The organism is Variovorax sp. Varisp85, from assembly GCF_047304045.1.
Taxonomy (GTDB): domain Bacteria; phylum Pseudomonadota; class Gammaproteobacteria; order Burkholderiales; family Burkholderiaceae_C; genus Variovorax.
This window is the reverse complement of record NZ_JBGLYN010000020.1, coordinates 20,321-37,000: the sequence shown is the minus strand read 5'-3', so window position 1 is coordinate 37,000 and position 16,680 is coordinate 20,321. Positions and strand designations below refer to the sequence as shown.

Sequence of the window (16,680 nt, the reverse complement as noted above, 5' to 3'; positions counted from 1 at the left end):
CGCCCGGGTTGTCGGCGAAATTCATCTGTCGTCAGAGAGAAAGAAAGTGATGCACCGCGGGCTTGTCCGGCCCGATGTGAAAGCGCACGGCCTCGCTCTGCAAGTCGGCGTCGGCGTGCGAAACGCGGTGGTGCTGGCGCAGGTGCTCGGCCCACGATTCGACGAGGAACCACTCCATCACGCGCTCGGTGTCACCGGTGTGCTCGGTGATGCCCCATGCGTACGCCCCATCGCGGCGGCGCTCCAGCGAGAGGCGCTTCATCGCGTCGAGGAAGGCCGGGCGGTCTTCCTTGCGGATGCGGTACTCGACCTGGATCATCACCGGGCCACGGTCGTGCGCAATGGGCTCGGCCACCAGCGGTTCGGGCCAATGGTTGGAAGCCTGCAGGTCCGACTCGCCCGTGGGCAGCCGCGCACGGTGGAACAGCACGGCCACGATCACCAGGCCGATGGCGCCGGCCACCAGCGTGTAGGGCACGCCAATTTCCTGTGCAACCAGGCCCCAGCCGAGGCTGCCGGCCGCCATGGCGCCGTTGAACACGGTGAGGTACACCGCCAGCCCGCGGCCGCGCACCCAGTTCGGCAGGATGGCCTGCGCCACGCCGTTGAGCGTGGTCAGCGCAATGATCCAGCCCAGGCCCAGCAGCAACAGCAGCACGATGGCCAGCCACTTCGGCGGTGCGAACACGAGCGCGCCCATCACGGCGGCGGTAATCACCGAGGCCAGCAGCACGAGGCCATCGGCATCGAGCCGCTGGCGCAGCCGCGGCATGACCAGCGCACCGGCAATGGCGCCCGCGCCAACGGCGCCCAGCAGCACGCCGTAGAAGCCGGCGGTGCCGCCCAGCATCTGGCGTGCCACCAGCGGCAGCAATGCCCACACCGAACTTGCGAACAGGAAGAACACGGCCGCGCGCAACAGCACGCGGTGCAGTTCCTTGCTGGCGCGCGTGTAGCGCAGGCCGGCACGGAAGGCGCCGAGGAAGTTCTCCGACAGGCCGCTGTCGACCGCGGCCGGGCGCTTCCACCAGATCAGCGCGGCAATGACGAACACGTAGCTCAGCACGTCGGCGCCGTAGGTCAGGGCCGCACCGAAGCTCGCGAGGATCAGGCCGCCCGCCGCAGGGCCGATGGAACGCGCGATGTTGATGCCCAGCGAGTTCAGCGCCACCGCGCTCTTCAGGTCGGATCTGGGCACCAGCTCCGGCACGATCGACTGCCAGGTCGGCCCCATCAGCGCCGCGCCGATGCCGCCGACGAAGGTCAGCGCAATCAGGTACTCGACGGTGAGCGCGCCTGTGTGCGACAGCACCAGCAACGTACTGCTCACGCTGGCCAGCACCAGCTGCACGAAGATCAGGAAGCGCCGGCGATCGAGGATGTCCGACAGCACGCCCGCCGGAATGGCCAGCAGGAAGATCGGCAGCGTGGCCGCCGTCTGGATCAGCGCCACGGCCGTCGGGCTGGCCGACAGGTCGGTCACCAGCCATGAACTCGCCACGTCGCGCATGAAGCTGCCAATGTTGCCGAGCACAGTGGCGGTCCACAGCACGGCGAAGACGGGCTGGCGCAGCGGCGCGAAGCTGCCACCGCCGCCACCGGCTGGCTGCGCGGCTTTGGCGGCCTCAATCATTCTTGCGTCCCTGCAAGTCGTGCCAGGCCACCAGCAGGAAGCCGCCAACCAGTCCAAGGTGCTCGAAGAACGAGTTGGCGGCCATGAAGCGTTCCTGGCCCACCGGCATCTGCCAGAAGCGCAGCGCCACGAAGGTGGCGAACAGTGTGAACGCAGCCAGCGCCACGGCACCCAGCCAACGATAGAAGCCCGTGAGGATGAGCACCGAGGCGCCCAGCTCCAGCACGATGACGGCGGCCGCCATCGGTGCCGCGGGTGACACGCCGAAGTGGTTCATCTCGGCGATGGCCGAGCCGAAGTCCATCGCCTTGTTGAAACCACCCTGCAGGTAGGCCGCGCACAGCAGCAGCAGCGCGATCCAGCGCAGCACGGGTGAAGGTTGCCAGCGCATCGTCATCATCACACCGCCCAGCAGGCGCAGCCCAGCGCGCCCCAGAAACTCTTCAGATCGGCAATGGGCAGCTTGCTGCTCCAGGCCGTGGCGTGCTGGTGGCCGTGCACGTTGCAGTCGTTGGCACAGGCGCAATCCGCCGCCATGCGGCGGATCGTCTGCTGCAAGGGGCGCCCTTCCTTGTCGCCCCAGCCCGCGTAGCCACCGAAGGTGCGCGCGGGCGACCAGTCGGGCATGGCCGGCGGCGGTGTGCCTTCGTCAAGCGGCGCGAACGGCCCGGCGCCAAAGACCACCTTGCCGCCCACCATGGTGAGCAGCGCGGTGGTGCCGGCGATGTCCGATTCGGCGCAGGCGAAGAAGTCGCGGTCGGGCACCATCAGGTCGGCCAGCTGGCCGGCCTCGATGCGGCCCTTCTTGCCGACCTCGTTGGAGAACCAGGTGACCTTCTCGGTCCACATGCGCAGCGCCGTCTCGCGGTCGATGCAGTTGCGCTGCGGCGTGAGCTGCATGCCGCCCACGGTCTTGCCGGTGACGAGCCACGACAGCGACACCCACGGGTTGTACGACGCGACGCGCGTGGCGTCGGTGCCGGCGGACACGTTCACGCCCTTCTCGAGCATGCGCTTCACGGGCGGCGTGGCCTCGGCCGCGCCGGCACCGTAGCGCTCGACGAAGTACTCGCCCTGGTAGGCCATGCGGTGCTGCACGGCAATGCCGCCGCCGAGCGCCGCGATGCGGTCGATCGACTTCTCGGAGATGGTCTCGCAGTGATCGAAGAACCAGTTCAGGCCGGCCAGCGGCGTGTCGCGGTTGACCTTCTCGAACACATCGAGCGCGCGGTCGATGGTTTCGTCGTAAGTGGCGTGCAGGCGCCAGGGCCAGCGGTTCTGCGCGAGCACGCGCACCACTTCTTCCAGCTCGCCTTCCATCTCAGGCGCCATGTCGGGGCGCGGCTGGCGGAAGTCCTCGAAGTCGGCGGCCGAGAACACCAGCATTTCGCCCGCGCCGTTGTGGCGGAAGTAGTCGTCGCCCTGCTTGTATTTGGAGGTGGCGGTCCAGTTCAGGAAGTCCTGCTTCTCCTGCTTGGGCTTCTGCGTGAACAGGTTGTAGGCCAGGCGGATGGTGAGCTGGCCGGCATCGGCCAGCTGCTGGATCACCTGGTAGTCCTCGGGGTAGTTCTGGAAGCCGCCGCCCGCGTCGATGGCGCCGGTCACGCCCAGGCGGTTGAGCTCGCGCATGAAGTGGCGCGTGGAGTTCACCTGGTAGTCGAACGGCAGCTTCGGGCCCTTGGCCAGCGTGGCATACAGGACGGACGCGTTGGGCTTGGCCAGCAGCAGGCCGGTCGGGTTGCCGGCGCTGTCGCGCACGATCTCGCCGCCGGGCGGTGCGGGTGTGTCCTTGGTGTAGCCCACGGCGCGCATGGCAGCGCCGTTGAGCAGCGCGCGGTCGTACAGGTGCAGGATGAACACCGGCGTGTCGGGCGCCACGGCGTTCAGTTCCTCGATGGTCGGCAGGCGCTTCTCGGCGAACTGGTGCTCGGTGAAGCCGCCCACCACGCGCACCCACTGGGGCGCCGGCGTGATGGCGACCTGGCGCTTGAGCATGCCCATGGCATCGGCCAGGCTGCGCACGCCGTCCCAGCGCAGTTCGAGGTTGTAGTTGAGCCCGCCGCGAATGATGTGCAGGTGGTTGTCGATCAACCCCGGCAGCACGCGCTTGCCCTGCAGGTCGACCACGCGGGTGCCGGTGCCGGCCAGCGGCAGCACGTCTTCGCTGCGACCGACCCGCAGGAAGCGGCCGTCCTTGATGGCCACGGCGCTGGCCTCGGGGTTGGCGCGGTCCAGCGTGGTGAAGCGGCCGTTATGCAGGATCAGATCGGGGGCGGAGGAACTGGCCATGTCAGACTTCCTTTGGGCATGAGAGGGGGTCATTGCCGAGCCGGCAATGGCGGCACCGAGTGTGCCCAGGCACAGGCGGCGGCGTTGTTCGTCGAACAGATCGCTCATGACTCTTTGTGTGTGGTCGATACGGCGGCGGCTGCGGCAGCGGGCTCGGCCTTCGCGCGCTGCGGCAACTCGCCGAACACATGCGGCGCGACTTGGTGCTGCAGCCACGAGGTGGCCACGGTATCGGGCTTGATCACGCTCTTGATGAGCGGCGGGATCTGCTCGCCGAGCAGGATCCCGAGAAGCCCCACCAGGGCGATGACCGGCGGGGCCGGCGAGCGCACCTGGAACAGTGCGTAGATCACGCCGACCAGCAGGCCGAGCGCAAGCGACAGGACATAGGGCTTCATCTTCGTGCTCACCGCGGGATTCAGCCTTCGTGCGCGCCGAACATGGTCTTGGCGTAGGTCACGCCCAGGCCGTAGGCGCCGCCGAACTTCTTGGCGATGCCGGTGGTCAGCTCGTAGGTGTCGGTGCGAGCCCAGTCGCGTTGCAGCTCGAGCAGGTATTGCAGCGAGGTCATGGGCTGCGCGCCGGCCTGCACCATGCGGTCCATCGCGCGGTTGTGCGCCTCGGCGGACACGTCGCCGCAGGCGTCGGCGATCACATACACCTCGAAGCCCTGGTCCAGCGCCGACAGCGCGGGGCCGACGATGCACACGCCGGTCCACAGGCCGGACAGCACGATGCGCTTCTTGCCGATCTCGTTGATGCGGTCGATCACGGCGGCATCTTCCCAGGTGTTCATCGAGGTACGGTCGAGCATCTTCTGGCCCGGGAAGGCGTCGGTGATCTCGCTGAACATCGGGCCCGAAAAACTCTTCTCGGCCACCGTCGTGAGGATGGTCGACACACCGAAGCCTGCGGCCGCGTTGGCTACCAGCGCAGCGTTGTTGCGCAAATTGACCGCGTCGATCGAGTGCGTGGCGAAGGCCATCTGCGACTGGAAGTCGATCATGACGAGCGTGTGGTCCTTGGGAGTGAGCAGCTTGGCGCCGGCGGTGGGGGTGGCTTTGATGGACATGAAATAACTCCGTGAATGGGATGGGACGAGAGATCGGCGAGAGAAAAAACTGGGGTTAACCCGTGAAGCAATCCTCGTTGGGAGCGAGGGTGCGTGTCTTGTCGATTAATGAGGCGGTTTGGACATTTGCCGTCGCGTGGCTCAGAACGCAGGCAGCTCGTTGGGGCGAAGGTCGAACACCAGCACTTCGGCGCCCTCACCCTGGGCCAGGTCGAGCTGGCGCACGTCGCGCAGCCGCACACCGTCGCCCTCGTTCAGGCGCTGGCCGTTGAGCGCCACGCTGCCGCGAGCCACATGGACATAGGCGTAACGGTCGGCATCGAGCGTGAGCGAGGCCTGCTCGGCGCCGTCGAACAGCCCTGCGTAGACGCGGGCGTCCTGGTGCACCGCGAGCGAGCCGTCGGTGCCTTCGGGCGAAATGATCAGGCGCAGGCGGCCGCGCTTTTCTTCCGGTGCGAAGTGCACCTGCTGGTAGCGCGGCGGCACGCCCTTCTTGGCCGGCACGATCCAGATCTGCAGGAAATGCAGCGCCTCGGTGGACGAAGAATTGAACTCGCTGTGGCGCACGCCGGTGCCGGCGCTCATCATCTGCACGTCACCGGGGCGGATGACCGAGCCGGTGCCCATCGAGTCCTTGTGCTCGAGCGCGCCGTCGAGCACGTACGAGAAGATCTCCATGTCGCGGTGCGGATGGGTGCCGAAGCCGCGGCCGGGGGTCACGCGGTCGTCGTTGATCACCAGCAGGTCGGAGAAGCCTTCCTGCTTCGGGTCGTGGTAATGGCCGAACGAGAAGGTGTGGCGGGACTTCAGCCATCCGAAGTCTGCGATTCCGCGGTCGGCGGCACTGCGAATTTCCAACATGGTTCATTCCTTTGCGGTTCTTGAATTCGATTGAATTCATAATTGGCATCGGAGGAGTTTCCGAGGCATGGGATGAATCATCGACCTTCAAGAAGGTCTTGTTGACGAACGTTTTTGCCATCTATCATCGAATTTTTCGATCATTGATCCGGGCACCATTTTTTTGAAGGAAACGCCGCATGCTCAAGCTCAGCCTGGAAGCCATCGAGGTGGTCGATGCGATCGACCGCCACGGCTCCTTCGCCGCCGCCGCCACGCGCCTGAACAAGGTGCCTTCCACCATCTCGTACGCCGTGGGCAAGCTGGAGGAGCAACTGGGCATGCAGCTGTTCGAGCGCAACGGGCCGCGCATCGCGCTCACGGACGCGGGCCGCGAGATGCTCAAGGAGGGGCGCTGGCTGCTCGGCGCGGCGAGCGACCTCGAATCGCGCATGCGCCAGATCGCCACCGGCTTCGAGTCGGAGCTGCGGCTCGTGCACGACTCGCTCATTCCCACGCAGTCGCTCATCGACGACGTCCGCGCCTTCGAAGAGCTGCGCTGCGGCACGCGGCTGCGCATCGGCTGCGAGGCGCTCACCGGCAGCTGGGAGGCGCTGCGCGAGGGCCGCGCCGACGTGGTCATTGCCGCTGGCGAAGGTCCGGCGGGCGGTGGCTACCAGGCCGTGATGGTGGGCAGTCTCGATTTCGCCTTCTGCGTCGCCCCTACGCATGCGCTGGCGCGTGTGATGCGCCCGGTGCGGCGAGGCGACCTGCTGGAGCACAACGCCATCGTGGTGAGCGACAGCGCGCGTACCTTGTCGGACCGCACCGTGGGCCTGCTGGCGGGCCAGCCGCGCATCGCGGTGCCGTCGATGACCGCGAAGGTCGCGTGCCAGGTGGCCGGGCTCGGCCACGGTTTCCTGCCGCGCGCCTGCGTCGAGGGCGAGTTGGCGCGCGGCACGCTGATTGAATTGCAGACCGAGGAGCCGCGCGCGCCGGAGGCGTTCTGGCTGGGGTGGAAGACAGGTGCCACGGGGCAGGCGCTGCAGTGGTGGGTGAAGCAGCTGAATCGGCCGTTGGTGCCGGCCTTATTGCCACGCTCGGCGTGATGCCGTGAGCCGCAGCCGGAAGCGGCGCGCGGATCAGCCGGCGTTCAGGCGACGCCAGCGCGCCGGCGGAGTCCCGATGTGCGCGGAGAACACACGCGTCAGATGGCTCTGATCGGCAAAGCCGCAGGTCGCGGCGATCTCCGCGATTGGAAGATCGGGCTGGCGCAGCAGGCGGCGCGCGGCATCGACGCGCTGCGCCACCAGCCACGCGTGCGGGGCCTGGCCGAAAGTCTGCTTGAAGGCCTTGCTGAAATGGCTGCGCGACAGCCCGCACTCGCGCGCCACCTCGGCGAGTGACACATCACTGGCCAGGTGCGCCATCAGGAAGGCCTTGGCACGGCGCTCCTGCCAGGGCGCCAGGCCTCGTGAGTCTGCATTGGCCACGCCCGCCGCGCCACCGTAGGCATGCAGCACATGGGCCTTCAATGCCAGCGCGAGGTGATCGACGAACAAGGTGCTCGCCTCTCCGGGCTGCATCAATGCCGGCAGCATCGCGCGGCCGAGGCTCGCCACCACGGTGTCGACCGTGCCCGCGTCGCAACGCAGTGCACGCACGCGGGGTACGTCCATTTCCTCTGCGAAGGAGTCGATGGTTTCGCGCGGCACGTGGAACAGCATCGAATGGAACGGACTGCACACATAGGCAGAGTTGCATTCCGACAGGTCGGTGATGTGAAAAGCGCCTTCCCGCTGCGGGCCGAGCCGCAGCACGGTGCCGCCGCTGCGAATCCGCCGGGAGCCGCCCGACGAGATTTCCACGCTGAGCACGAAAGCGTCTTCGGCCGGCAAGGGCGGCAGGACGAAAAGATGCGGGAGATCGTAGTGAAGGCGCGCAATGCCGAGCTCCGACCCCCAGCGCGACGTAGCGACGAGCGACGGGACGACATCGACGCCGTACTGCTTCGCCAGGTGTTGGCCGAATCGGTTGTTGGGGCAGTGTGCGGTCGGCATGTAAGCGAAGTGCTGTGGCGCTGTCCGGGCACATCTTAGTTCGGCAGGCACACCCCGCTCCGGGTCACCGACGATCCGTTGTTCGACCGACTGCAGTGAGTTGGTTTGTCCCGGATTCACCTGGACAACAAAAAAGCCCTGACGTGTTGTCACGTGAGGGCTTTTGGGCATTCCCCGGACTTCCGAGGATGAAAAGATGGTGGCCTGGGGCGGAATCGAACCACCGACACGCTTTCTGCCTCACTAGCCCGTTGATTTGATTGGGTTTTTACAATTTACTGAGGTCGGCAGTGTACCAATTCGAGGTACCTTACGACTGTCGCCGAAGAGCGATTTCGTGTGTGGTCTGCAGGCTCGCCGCTCAATGATATGAGGGCGTTCTGGCTTTACAACACAACGGGCGTGGGCTGCGCATCCGTGGCTCGACTACTGAGATGTTCCAGCCGCCAATGCATCAAGAGTTTGGCTTGGCTAATAGAGATGTCATCCTCAGAGATGGCGATGCATTGTTTGAGCACGATATCTTGGGATTGTTTTCCTTCTTTGACAAGGCGCCCATTGCACGAGGCTTCAACCGCAGCGGCGACCGCGTCAGCAGCATCCGCCGCTGCATCGGCGTCGTCGCCTGGAGGATAGACGAGCACGATTGAAAGGACATAAGGCGTCCCATCGCTGTGATTCAATTCCGCTCCGCCATCAATATCGAAGTACACAAATGAGATAAGAGATCCGTGGGGCTCAATCGCTTTGGCGAGCCTCTCCTCCACCTTTGTCGCTTTCATCCGATCCACGAATGCATCGGGAAATGCGGCGCGGTTGTATCGAGCAGCCAACCAGCTTCGGAGAGTGGAAAGGCCCTGCGGTGAAAGCGAATACGAGCTATCCGGCACGAACTTGGCGAGCTCCTCCTTTGGCACGATAGCTTTGCCGGTGGATACAAGCTCGATGGAAACTGCCTGCTCGCCCTGAAGCATGTCAATATGGAGTGTGCGCGGAGATTTTCCCCATGTGAAGTTGCCACCGCCTTTATTGACCAAACGGCCGATGATGACTTCGACATCCGGTTCAGCGTCGAGATTGTCACTAGCCAAGTCGCAATCATGCGAGATTACGACCACACAAGTCTGCTCGGCCTCTAAATGAGCGAGCCCCAGGGCGACGATTGCATCTGCCGGCAAAACGTGGCCCTGCCGCCAAGGTATTTCCCGCGACCAGAGCTGACTTGGCCCACTCATGAGGAGTTAGACCTCCTCCGGAAATGAAGGGCTACCAATGTCGGCGGCGTCCAATCGCGCTCGCCTTCCCCCCAAGAGAGCGTCGAGTTTGCTACGTGCAGATTGCCCACGGGTTTCGATGTCCATGAGTTGTTTTGCAACAGCAGTCCCGTTAGCTCCCTCGGCCAAAAGATCCAGAAACGACTTACCTCGTACAAGTTTGCGATCCAGCGCCGCCGACGTAGGCACAAAGCTCCTTCGCTTGAACTCTGCTGCAGCGTCAACCAAGGCACTGAGCTTTTCGCGATGCTGCAGTTTGGGCGTTTCACCATCGAGCCAGTTGTACAGCGTTTGGCGAGAGACGCCGAACACTGTTGGCAACCGGCTCATAGTTCGCCCAAATCCTGCTTTGACGGCTTCCATCTGCTTCGCAAATGGCCGGCCGCCGTTCAGAGATAGCTGTACCACGACCTCAAATGGGCGATAGCCTGTACGCAGGATGTAAAAGTCCTGTGTTTCGACGCCACCCGTTCCAGCGTCTCCGAATGTTGGGAGAGGAGGGCGGCCCTCAGTCGTTGCTCGTCGATGCACCGCCGGCGGAACTACATATCCCGTCGAGAAGGATTCTGCATCGAGCGCGATCATGGTGAATTCCAGACATCAAAGGCGTACGGCATCGCTGTGACATGAAAGGCCTTGTCAATAACACCATGGATTTCGCTTAGATGCTGTGCCACAGTGTCTTGCGAGTAAGTTTCACGTTGCTCAATGAACCCATCATTGTCGAGGATTGCGTGCGCTCCATCATGAGTGGTGAACCGCTCTTGGACTACTAGGTTTCCCAGGAGAAGATCCGGAGGGAAAGCCAGCGGTCCGGCTTGGAGAACCGCCCGAGCACGAAGCTTCACCGCTCCAAATGCGATAAAGGTTTCCGAGTAGGAGTGCAGCGGAGTTCCGTCTAAGCGCTCACTGAGCCCGAGCACTTCTGGCGCTAGATACCGGCCCATACTGTCTCCCGCTCGCGGGACAACTCGATCCAGATACCTCAGGCCGACACGCTCGGTGAAATCAAGCGTGACAACGTCATGCAGGATGGCCAATCCCTTCAAAAACTTCTCCGAGAAGAGCTCAAACTGGCCGTAGTTCGTCGATTGAAGAGTGAGCCGATCTTGGCTAAGAATAAAACTGTGAGTCCTATCAGCATTGCCAAACACATAGCTTTCATGCGCAACCGGAAGCGGTGTAGCCTGCCCGCTTTCATCCTGCACAATTTGAAGTACGACCGATTTTTGTGCGGTGTAGTCAGGGAACCCGGCTCTACGCAGGCTGTCCTGGATCGAGGGCAAGTACTCACTAAGGTTCAGAAGAGCATTAAAGCGCGCTTGGGCAACAGTGAAATAGACTGGCGGATGCTTGAGCGGCGTTCCCATGTATTCTCCGTTTTGCTGCGAGTTTACACTCCGGTTGACAAACTACCAGACGTAGGGCTTTACGGCAAGCCATCGCGCAAAAAACACCACTCCTGTACGGTTAGCTCTCAGCAACCACGGGAGCCAACGGACAGTTCGGCATACCCCAGTGTCCGATACCAGAACGCCGACCCAGCGCCGCATGATCATGCAGTCCGTCCGGACTAAGAACACCGGTCCGGAGATGGCAGTGCGCAGCCTCCTCCATGGCCTGGGATACCGCTACCGACTTCATCGAAAGGACCTCCCTGGGAAACCGGATATCGTTTTCCCAGGGCGAAGGAAAGCGATCTTCGTTAACGGTTGCTTCTGGCATGCCCACGAGTGCGCGAAAGGGCGCGCGCCCAAGTCTCGATTGGAGTACTGGGGCCCCAAGCTGGCGAAAAACGTGGCAAGAGATGCAGCAAACGCCGCGGCCCTTCGAGCCGAGGGCTGGACCATTCTCACCGTTTGGCAGTGTGAGCTAAGCGAGATGAAAGCGCTTGAGCAGCGTCTTCGAGCATTCCTTGATGAGCCATAGCGGAATTCGATCGACTTTTTGCTCGGACGCTTGTACGATTTGCGGGCCCACGGTGGGCACAGTTTTCAATGGAGATTTGATGGCACGGCCAATCGGGGTGGATCTTTTTGCGGGCGCAGGCGGCCTCTCTCTCGGCTTCGAACAGGCAGGTTTCGACGTAGTTGCGGCGGTCGAAATCGATCCGATCCACGCAAGCATTCATGCCTTTAACTTCCCTCAGTGTGCGGTCATACCTACTACGGTGAGAGATCTCACAGGCGAGGCCATCCGCAAAGCTGCCAAGATTGGTCGGCGAAAGGTTGACGTGGTGTTCGGCGGAGCTCCTTGCCAGGGATTTTCGATGATGGGGCGACGCGCCCTTGACGATCCTCGCAACTCACTTGTTCGAGACTTCGTTCGGCTTGTTCACGAGCTGGATGCCAAGTACTTCGTTTTCGAGAACGTGAAAGGGATTACGGTGGGGAAGCACGCTCAGTTCCTGGAAGAAGTTATCGAGGCGTTCGAAGCCATCGGATACTCGATTCGACTTCCCTGGAAGGTGCTGAATGCGGCCAACTACGGCGTTCCCCAGAACCGTGAAAGGCTGATACTCATGGGTTGCAAAAAGGGGCTGAAGCTCCCTGACTACCCTTTGCCGACAAGCCGTCCAGCTGGAACGACAGCGAAGGGGCTGCTGCTGCCTGAAAGCCCATCGTGCGCTGACGCACTAGACGACATTCCCGATGCCGAAGAGTTCGAAGAGCTCTGGAATACCGACCAAGTTCGTGCCAAATGGAAGCGCGGCAGCCAGTACGCGAGGGTGCTAAGGGGCGCAGCCATCGACCCTCAAGACTTTAGCTACGAGCGCAGATGGGATCCGAAGCTGCTCACGAGCAGTACGCGGACAGAACACACAGAACTCTCCCGCCAGCGATTCGCGGAGACGGAGGAAGGCGCAGTGGAGCCCGTCTCGCGCTTTTTCAAGCTTCCAAGCAATGGCGTCAGTAATACGCTACGAGCGGGTACAGACAGCGCGAGGGGGGCCTTCACGTCTCCCCGACCCATTCACTACAAGCACCCCCGTTGCATCACGGTAAGGGAAATGGCTCGACTGCACGGGTTTCCGGACTGGTTTCGCTTTCACCCGACCAAGTGGCACGGTGCGAGACAAATTGGCAACGCAGTTCCTCCTCCGCTAGCCCGCGCAGTTGCGGCGGCATTGATTTCTGCCATGAAAGTAACACCGGTCAAGCCCGCCGAATTGATCGAACTAGGCTCCGTTACGCTTCTTCGGTTTGGAATGAGCGAGGCCGCCGCCCACTTTGGCATCCCGGTTGCCATTGCCCAACGGGACCGCAAGGTACCGGAGCCATTGCCCATATCGAAACCCAAGAAGCTCCAACCTAAAAATTCAGATGCCCTTGACGTGCGGGACGAGCTCGTAGAAAGCCTCGCGTTCGAGAACTAGCTCCTCGAAGCCAGCGAGCTCAGAACGCCGAACGATTTTGAACTCAACGAAATAGATCCCGCCAGCGCGGGCAACCATGGCGACAGGAGCAACAGCCTCTACGGAAGGTGCGACCGTGAACGCGGCCCGCACTTGGCTGATGATCTGTTCGGGAAGAATTCGCTGATGCTTGTTCTTCGCTTCGGCGGTAATGATCAGGCGCTTCTTCACCTTATCTTCGTCCGTGAACTGCGCGGAGAATAGGGAATCAATCTCGGTTTTTCGCAACTTGATGCCCATTTGCAGATGATTGAGCTCTGCCACATCCAGTGGAGACTCCAGCGCAAAATGGGTCTCAACTACGGCGAGCTTGACTGCAACCTGGATCAGGTAGGTTTCATCGTCGCGGCCGAGTTCTTTGGAAGCAAGCGGCATCGACAGACTCTGAATCTGCCGATGAGGGATGTCGGGCCTATACGCAAACAAGTCCGGAAACGCTTCGTTCTGCCCGTGCTTGTACGGCACAAACTCCAAAACGTCACCGTCACCGGTTCGTTGACGCGCCGACCATCTCAAGTCCTTGAGCTTCTGAGGCCACATGCCTTCCGCGCCAGAGCCCCGAATGATGTCTTTGAAAAAATTCGCCGGGTTCTTCGCAGAAAGCGTGATGCCGTGATGCTCTTTGCACCACGCAATGGCCTCCACAAGATCGGCACTAGTAACAACCGTGCGCGCCAAGGTTTTAGAAATTGGGTCCCACAGTTGATCAAAGACGCGTTCGATCACAGGGGGCTTGCCCGATAGTTTGCGAGGAGGCATTTGCGGATGTTAGCTCGGCGCCCCCGCCCCCTTCCCTTCTTCAACCAGGAGCCCTCATCGGACCGAAAAATTGAACCGGATTTGCGCCGGGGCAAGTCCGACCCGAAATCCTCGCCACGCCCCCATACCCCCCTCGCGGCTGACAGCAAGCGTCCCTGTACGGACGGATTTCGCCCAATTGTCCAGCTGCTGCCACTCCAGCACAGCTCTTTTGGACCGCAGCTTGCATTGTCCAAAAACGACCGTATACGGACAGACCCTGCGGGCGTGTCCAAAATCTAGCTTGACAGTCTTTTGGACATGCAAGATGATTCGGACTCCCTTAACGAACACCTAGGCCCCACCATGTCCCGCGTCTTCGCTTATTGCCGCGTCTCCACCGCCGATCAAACCACCGACAACCAAGTACGGGAAATCGGGGCGGCAGGCTTCAACGTTATCGCCTCGCGAACGATCACGGAAACGGTGTCGGGGAGCGTAGCGGCTGCGGAGCGTGCGGGCTTCTGTCAACTCCTCAACAAGCTGGAGCACGGAGACGTGCTGGTGGTCACGAAGCTAGACCGCCTCGGGCGGAACGCAATGGATGTCCGGGCCACGGTAGAGGGTCTGTCGGGGATGGGGGTTCGAGTGCACTGTTTGGCCCTTGGGGGAGTAGACCTCACAAGCCCAGCGGGCAAGATGACCATGGGTGTTATCGCGGCCGTCGCGGAGTTCGAGCGCGACCTATTGGTGGAACGCACTCAGTCGGGACTGATGCGGGCCAAGGCAGAGGGCAAGGTGCTCGGCCGCCCCCAAAGCCTGGATAAGCGGCAGGTTGCTGAAGTCCAGCAACGCATTCGAAACGGGGAGGCGGTCGCCGCAATTGCCCGCGATCTCAATACCAGTCGTCAGACAATCATGCGAGTCAGGGATTCAATTGGCATCACGATAGATTGAGCGATCAGCGGAAGCCGGTGTTTCGCCGGAACAGAAAACCAAGGGTTTTCCCTAACATCTGCATGAGTATATAGATAGGTAAGAGATAGATAAGACTAGGCTAGCCCAGATAAGACTAGAAGAGCATAGATATCCCTGAGTATAGATATTATTGCTAGATACGGTATTGATATCTCTGTATTGATATCTCTGTATTGATATCTCTGTATTGATATCTCTACTCTGTATTGATATCCAAGGCAGTTGGCATTTAAATTATTATCGTCTGCCAGGGATGGCGAGAAATGAGCAGGATAAATACCTTCCCGCTTTTGACAGGCAATACAAAGCATCCGCACCCAAAGCCGGAGATTCACGCTTTATTGAGATACACTGGCGCTGTTCAACGCGCGGCTGCAGATGCGGCTTTAGCATGAGTTTCTGGATGCACATGCTGGGCACGGAAATCAGACTTCTCCTAGGCCAGGGACTTATCCTCAGACCCCAACCCTCCTAGAGCCCCAGGAAGGCACCAAATCGGGCCGCCAAGGCACGATTGACGAAGGGTCGCTAGGGCAGTAGCCAAATGCCACATCATGGCCTTATAGGCCCTGTTTTTCGTTTTTGTGTAACATTAATGTAACGATGGCCGATTGCGATAGATGCCGCTGACGCATCACCGAGCCAGCAAAGCTCCCGGGTCACGGCTTCCCGGCTACTCGCAAAGAAGTTTAGGCTTTTTGAATCCTACAAGAGTCCAAGCAGCCGGCCCGGTGATATCCGTTCGGGTCCGGGCCGCATACCCCACATAGTTGCAAGAACTGATCATCGTCGTTGGGGGACTGGTGATTGTGGTTGCAAAGAGTTGATTTCCGACAATAGAGGCATTCGTCGTTGACGACCCCCCGAAAGTGTCGGCTCGTTTTCTCGTCCAAATAAACGTCCGCCTTCCTGGTGCCGTGTCATACGCGCCGGACGGGAAGCCGTAGTCTTCAATGATTTCGGAAATTGGCTTTCCCACATAGCCCTGAATAATGGATGATGCACATCCCGTGAGCGCCGTGAGTACCACAGCGGAAAATAGTGACTTAACCATATTCCCTCTTATTCTTGCTTCATCGCCGCAATACTGGGGATGCGACCTGTCAATCTCAATTCCGCGAAATCTTCAGAGCATCAGCCTTTTTGCCCCTCCTCCTTTGAAGGCAAACCAAATGCAGGCTCGCGCCTTGGTGAAAGCTCGGCCTTCTGGCCCTTACCTTTCTTCCGAATGAGGTGGACAAGAAAGAACGCTGAAACAGCCAGCAGCACCCAGGTCAGCGGGTCAAACAACCGCGCTGCGGCCTTTGCAAAGAATGTCGTCACCGGCCCCGCGTCGGTGTACACCTGATCGGCACGCCTTCGCAATTCCAGTTCCCTCCTTGCCCAAGCCAGCGATTCCGGGCCTCGGACGTTTTCCCGAAGGAACTGGCGCTCTTCATCGGAACCAATCCCCGCCTCGATCTTGTCCATGTTCTGCAAGTAGTAGTCGGGCCGGACGCCCTTATCCCGCTTGTCGCTGTCGGCCAAGCGATCCGCGCCGACCGGCAGGCGGGAATCATTCGCCACCGTCTTAAGAGCAGCGCCGAGCGTGGCGGCGTCCTTGCGGGCCTGTACTTGCTGATCCTGCGCAATGCTGGCTTCGGTCTGGGCCACGCTGGCACCTCGTGTCCCCTCGGCTTCTACAAGTTGGCGGGTGGACTCTGCCAGGACGCCCGCCAGCCAAGCATCATGGGCAGCCTTCTCGGGGGGCTGGTAGGTGGGCAGCCGGGGCCAGTCCGAAGCCCTTCCAGCGACGGCCGAACTATCGGCGGCCTGAGCACCGGCAGCGGCACCACCCGCCACAACAAGCATGGCGACGACCGCCAGCAATTTCTCGAACGTTCTCATACGAACCCCTTGAGCGAAGTCTCTTCGTGCCTTGCACATCGAGGGAAGCCCTCAACTTAAAAATCCAAAGTTGGGTTATCCCAAAGCGGAATATAGCGTCAAAGGGTGTCCGGCGCGCTCAACTCTCAACCGTATCGCAAGCTACTGCGTCTGCTGGCCGAAGCACGGCGCGAGGCCGGGCTCACGCAGGCTGATGTCGCCAAGTACATGAGACGGCCCCAATCGTTCGTCTCCAAGTACGAGAGCGGGGAGCGCAGGTTGGACGTTGTCGAATTCGTTCAGGTATGCCGCGCCGTCGGCTTGTCTGCCACGGAGACAATCGCATCGATTGACAAGTAGGCGGCCTCCGCCTGACCTGTCTTCATGGGCCGGATTGAAATCGGGACCACCTATAAAGAGAGAAAGCACGTCCACTCGTACGCGCCCGCCGACTTACACCCTTTGCTCGCCGCTCGCGCGGTCAATGCGCGCCGGACCACTGCGCCAGCCTCGGA

Annotated in this window: 17 protein-coding genes; 5 read left to right on the top strand and 12 right to left on the bottom strand. The window is 61.5% G+C overall.

Annotated features, from left to right (window positions below; all coding sequences use genetic code 11):
- Positions 1 to 31: 31 nt before the first annotated feature.
- From ACCC97_RS10690 to ACCC97_RS10665, 6 genes are all read right to left on the bottom strand, one after another.
- Entirely contained in the window at positions 32 to 1,633 is a 1,602-nt protein-coding gene (locus ACCC97_RS10690; RefSeq protein ID WP_413332735.1) for an MFS transporter, read from the bottom strand.
- Positions 1,626 to 2,033 carry a DoxX family protein gene (locus ACCC97_RS10685; protein WP_007831106.1) on the bottom strand — a complete coding sequence of 136 codons (408 nt, stop codon included), beginning with the start codon at positions 2,031 to 2,033 and terminating at the stop codon, positions 1,626 to 1,628. The genes ACCC97_RS10690 and ACCC97_RS10685 overlap by 8 nt, the downstream gene beginning before the upstream one ends.
- Entirely contained in the window at positions 2,033 to 3,922 is a 1,890-nt protein-coding gene (locus ACCC97_RS10680) for an amidohydrolase (RefSeq protein ID WP_413332734.1), read from the bottom strand. Before ACCC97_RS10680 ends, ACCC97_RS10685 begins: the two co-directional genes overlap by 1 nt.
- Positions 3,923 to 4,026: 104 nt before the next feature.
- Entirely contained in the window at positions 4,027 to 4,320 is a 294-nt protein-coding gene (locus tag ACCC97_RS10675) for a DUF1427 family protein (RefSeq protein ID WP_413313613.1), read from the bottom strand.
- Between the two features lie 20 nt (positions 4,321 to 4,340).
- The gene (locus ACCC97_RS10670; RefSeq protein WP_007831100.1) at positions 4,341 to 4,994 is read right to left on the bottom strand and encodes a hydrolase; all 654 of its coding nucleotides are present in this window, start codon (positions 4,992 to 4,994) and stop codon (positions 4,341 to 4,343) included.
- Positions 4,995 to 5,135: 141 nt separating this feature from the next.
- On the bottom strand, positions 5,136 to 5,855 hold the full coding sequence (locus tag ACCC97_RS10665) for a pirin family protein (protein ID WP_413313608.1): 720 nt from the start codon (positions 5,853 to 5,855) through the stop codon (positions 5,136 to 5,138).
- 179 nt (positions 5,856 to 6,034) lie between these two features.
- On the opposite strand from ACCC97_RS10665, the gene ACCC97_RS10660 reads away from it, so the two are divergent.
- Positions 6,035 to 6,943 (top strand): LysR family transcriptional regulator, encoded by a 909-nt coding sequence (locus ACCC97_RS10660; protein ID WP_007831090.1) that lies wholly within the window; start codon positions 6,035 to 6,037, stop codon positions 6,941 to 6,943.
- A 33-nt stretch (positions 6,944 to 6,976) separates the two neighbouring features.
- On the opposite strand, the gene ACCC97_RS10655 is transcribed toward ACCC97_RS10660, so the two are convergent.
- From ACCC97_RS10655 to ACCC97_RS10640, 4 genes are all read right to left on the bottom strand, one after another.
- Positions 6,977 to 8,047, bottom strand: coding sequence for a helix-turn-helix domain-containing protein (locus ACCC97_RS10655; protein ID WP_413332732.1), 1,071 nt, complete (start codon positions 8,045 to 8,047; stop codon positions 6,977 to 6,979).
- A gap of 233 nt (positions 8,048 to 8,280) precedes the next feature.
- Complete coding sequence (locus ACCC97_RS10650) at positions 8,281 to 9,129, bottom strand: hypothetical protein (protein WP_413332731.1); 849 nt, start codon at positions 9,127 to 9,129, stop codon at positions 8,281 to 8,283.
- 6 nt (positions 9,130 to 9,135) lie between these two features.
- Positions 9,136 to 9,753 carry a hypothetical protein gene (locus ACCC97_RS10645; RefSeq protein ID WP_413332729.1) on the bottom strand — a complete coding sequence of 206 codons (618 nt, stop codon included), beginning with the start codon at positions 9,751 to 9,753 and terminating at the stop codon, positions 9,136 to 9,138.
- Positions 9,750 to 10,538: a TIGR04255 family protein gene (locus ACCC97_RS10640; RefSeq protein ID WP_413332727.1), complete on the bottom strand. Its 789-nt coding sequence runs from the start codon at positions 10,536 to 10,538 to the stop codon at positions 9,750 to 9,752. The genes ACCC97_RS10645 and ACCC97_RS10640 overlap by 4 nt, the downstream gene beginning before the upstream one ends.
- A gap of 148 nt (positions 10,539 to 10,686) precedes the next feature.
- On the opposite strand from ACCC97_RS10640, the gene ACCC97_RS10635 reads away from it, so the two are divergent.
- The gene (locus ACCC97_RS10635; RefSeq protein ID WP_413332726.1) at positions 10,687 to 11,097 is read left to right on the top strand and encodes a very short patch repair endonuclease; all 411 of its coding nucleotides are present in this window, start codon (positions 10,687 to 10,689) and stop codon (positions 11,095 to 11,097) included.
- Positions 11,060 to 12,544 carry a DNA cytosine methyltransferase gene (locus ACCC97_RS10630; RefSeq protein WP_413332724.1) on the top strand — a complete coding sequence of 495 codons (1,485 nt, stop codon included), beginning with the start codon at positions 11,060 to 11,062 and terminating at the stop codon, positions 12,542 to 12,544. The genes ACCC97_RS10635 and ACCC97_RS10630 overlap by 38 nt, the downstream gene beginning before the upstream one ends.
- On the opposite strand, the gene ACCC97_RS10625 is transcribed toward ACCC97_RS10630, so the two are convergent.
- Positions 12,488 to 13,342, bottom strand: a complete 855-nt coding sequence (locus ACCC97_RS10625; RefSeq protein WP_413332722.1) for a hypothetical protein — start codon at positions 13,340 to 13,342, stop codon at positions 12,488 to 12,490. The two genes, ACCC97_RS10630 and ACCC97_RS10625, sit on opposite strands and share 57 nt — an antisense overlap.
- A 345-nt stretch (positions 13,343 to 13,687) precedes the next feature.
- Between ACCC97_RS10625 and ACCC97_RS10620 the strand changes: the two genes are divergently transcribed.
- Positions 13,688 to 14,278 carry a recombinase family protein gene (locus tag ACCC97_RS10620; RefSeq protein WP_413332720.1) on the top strand — a complete coding sequence of 197 codons (591 nt, stop codon included), beginning with the start codon at positions 13,688 to 13,690 and terminating at the stop codon, positions 14,276 to 14,278.
- Between the two features lie 1,155 nt (positions 14,279 to 15,433).
- Here the strand turns inward: ACCC97_RS10620 and ACCC97_RS10615 are convergent.
- Positions 15,434 to 16,186 (bottom strand): hypothetical protein, encoded by a 753-nt coding sequence (locus ACCC97_RS10615; RefSeq protein WP_413332718.1) that lies wholly within the window; start codon positions 16,184 to 16,186, stop codon positions 15,434 to 15,436.
- Between the two features lie 105 nt (positions 16,187 to 16,291).
- Between ACCC97_RS10615 and ACCC97_RS10610 the strand changes: the two genes are divergently transcribed.
- Positions 16,292 to 16,525: a helix-turn-helix domain-containing protein gene (locus tag ACCC97_RS10610; protein WP_413332717.1), complete on the top strand. Its 234-nt coding sequence runs from the start codon at positions 16,292 to 16,294 to the stop codon at positions 16,523 to 16,525.
- Positions 16,526 to 16,680 lie beyond the last annotated feature (155 nt).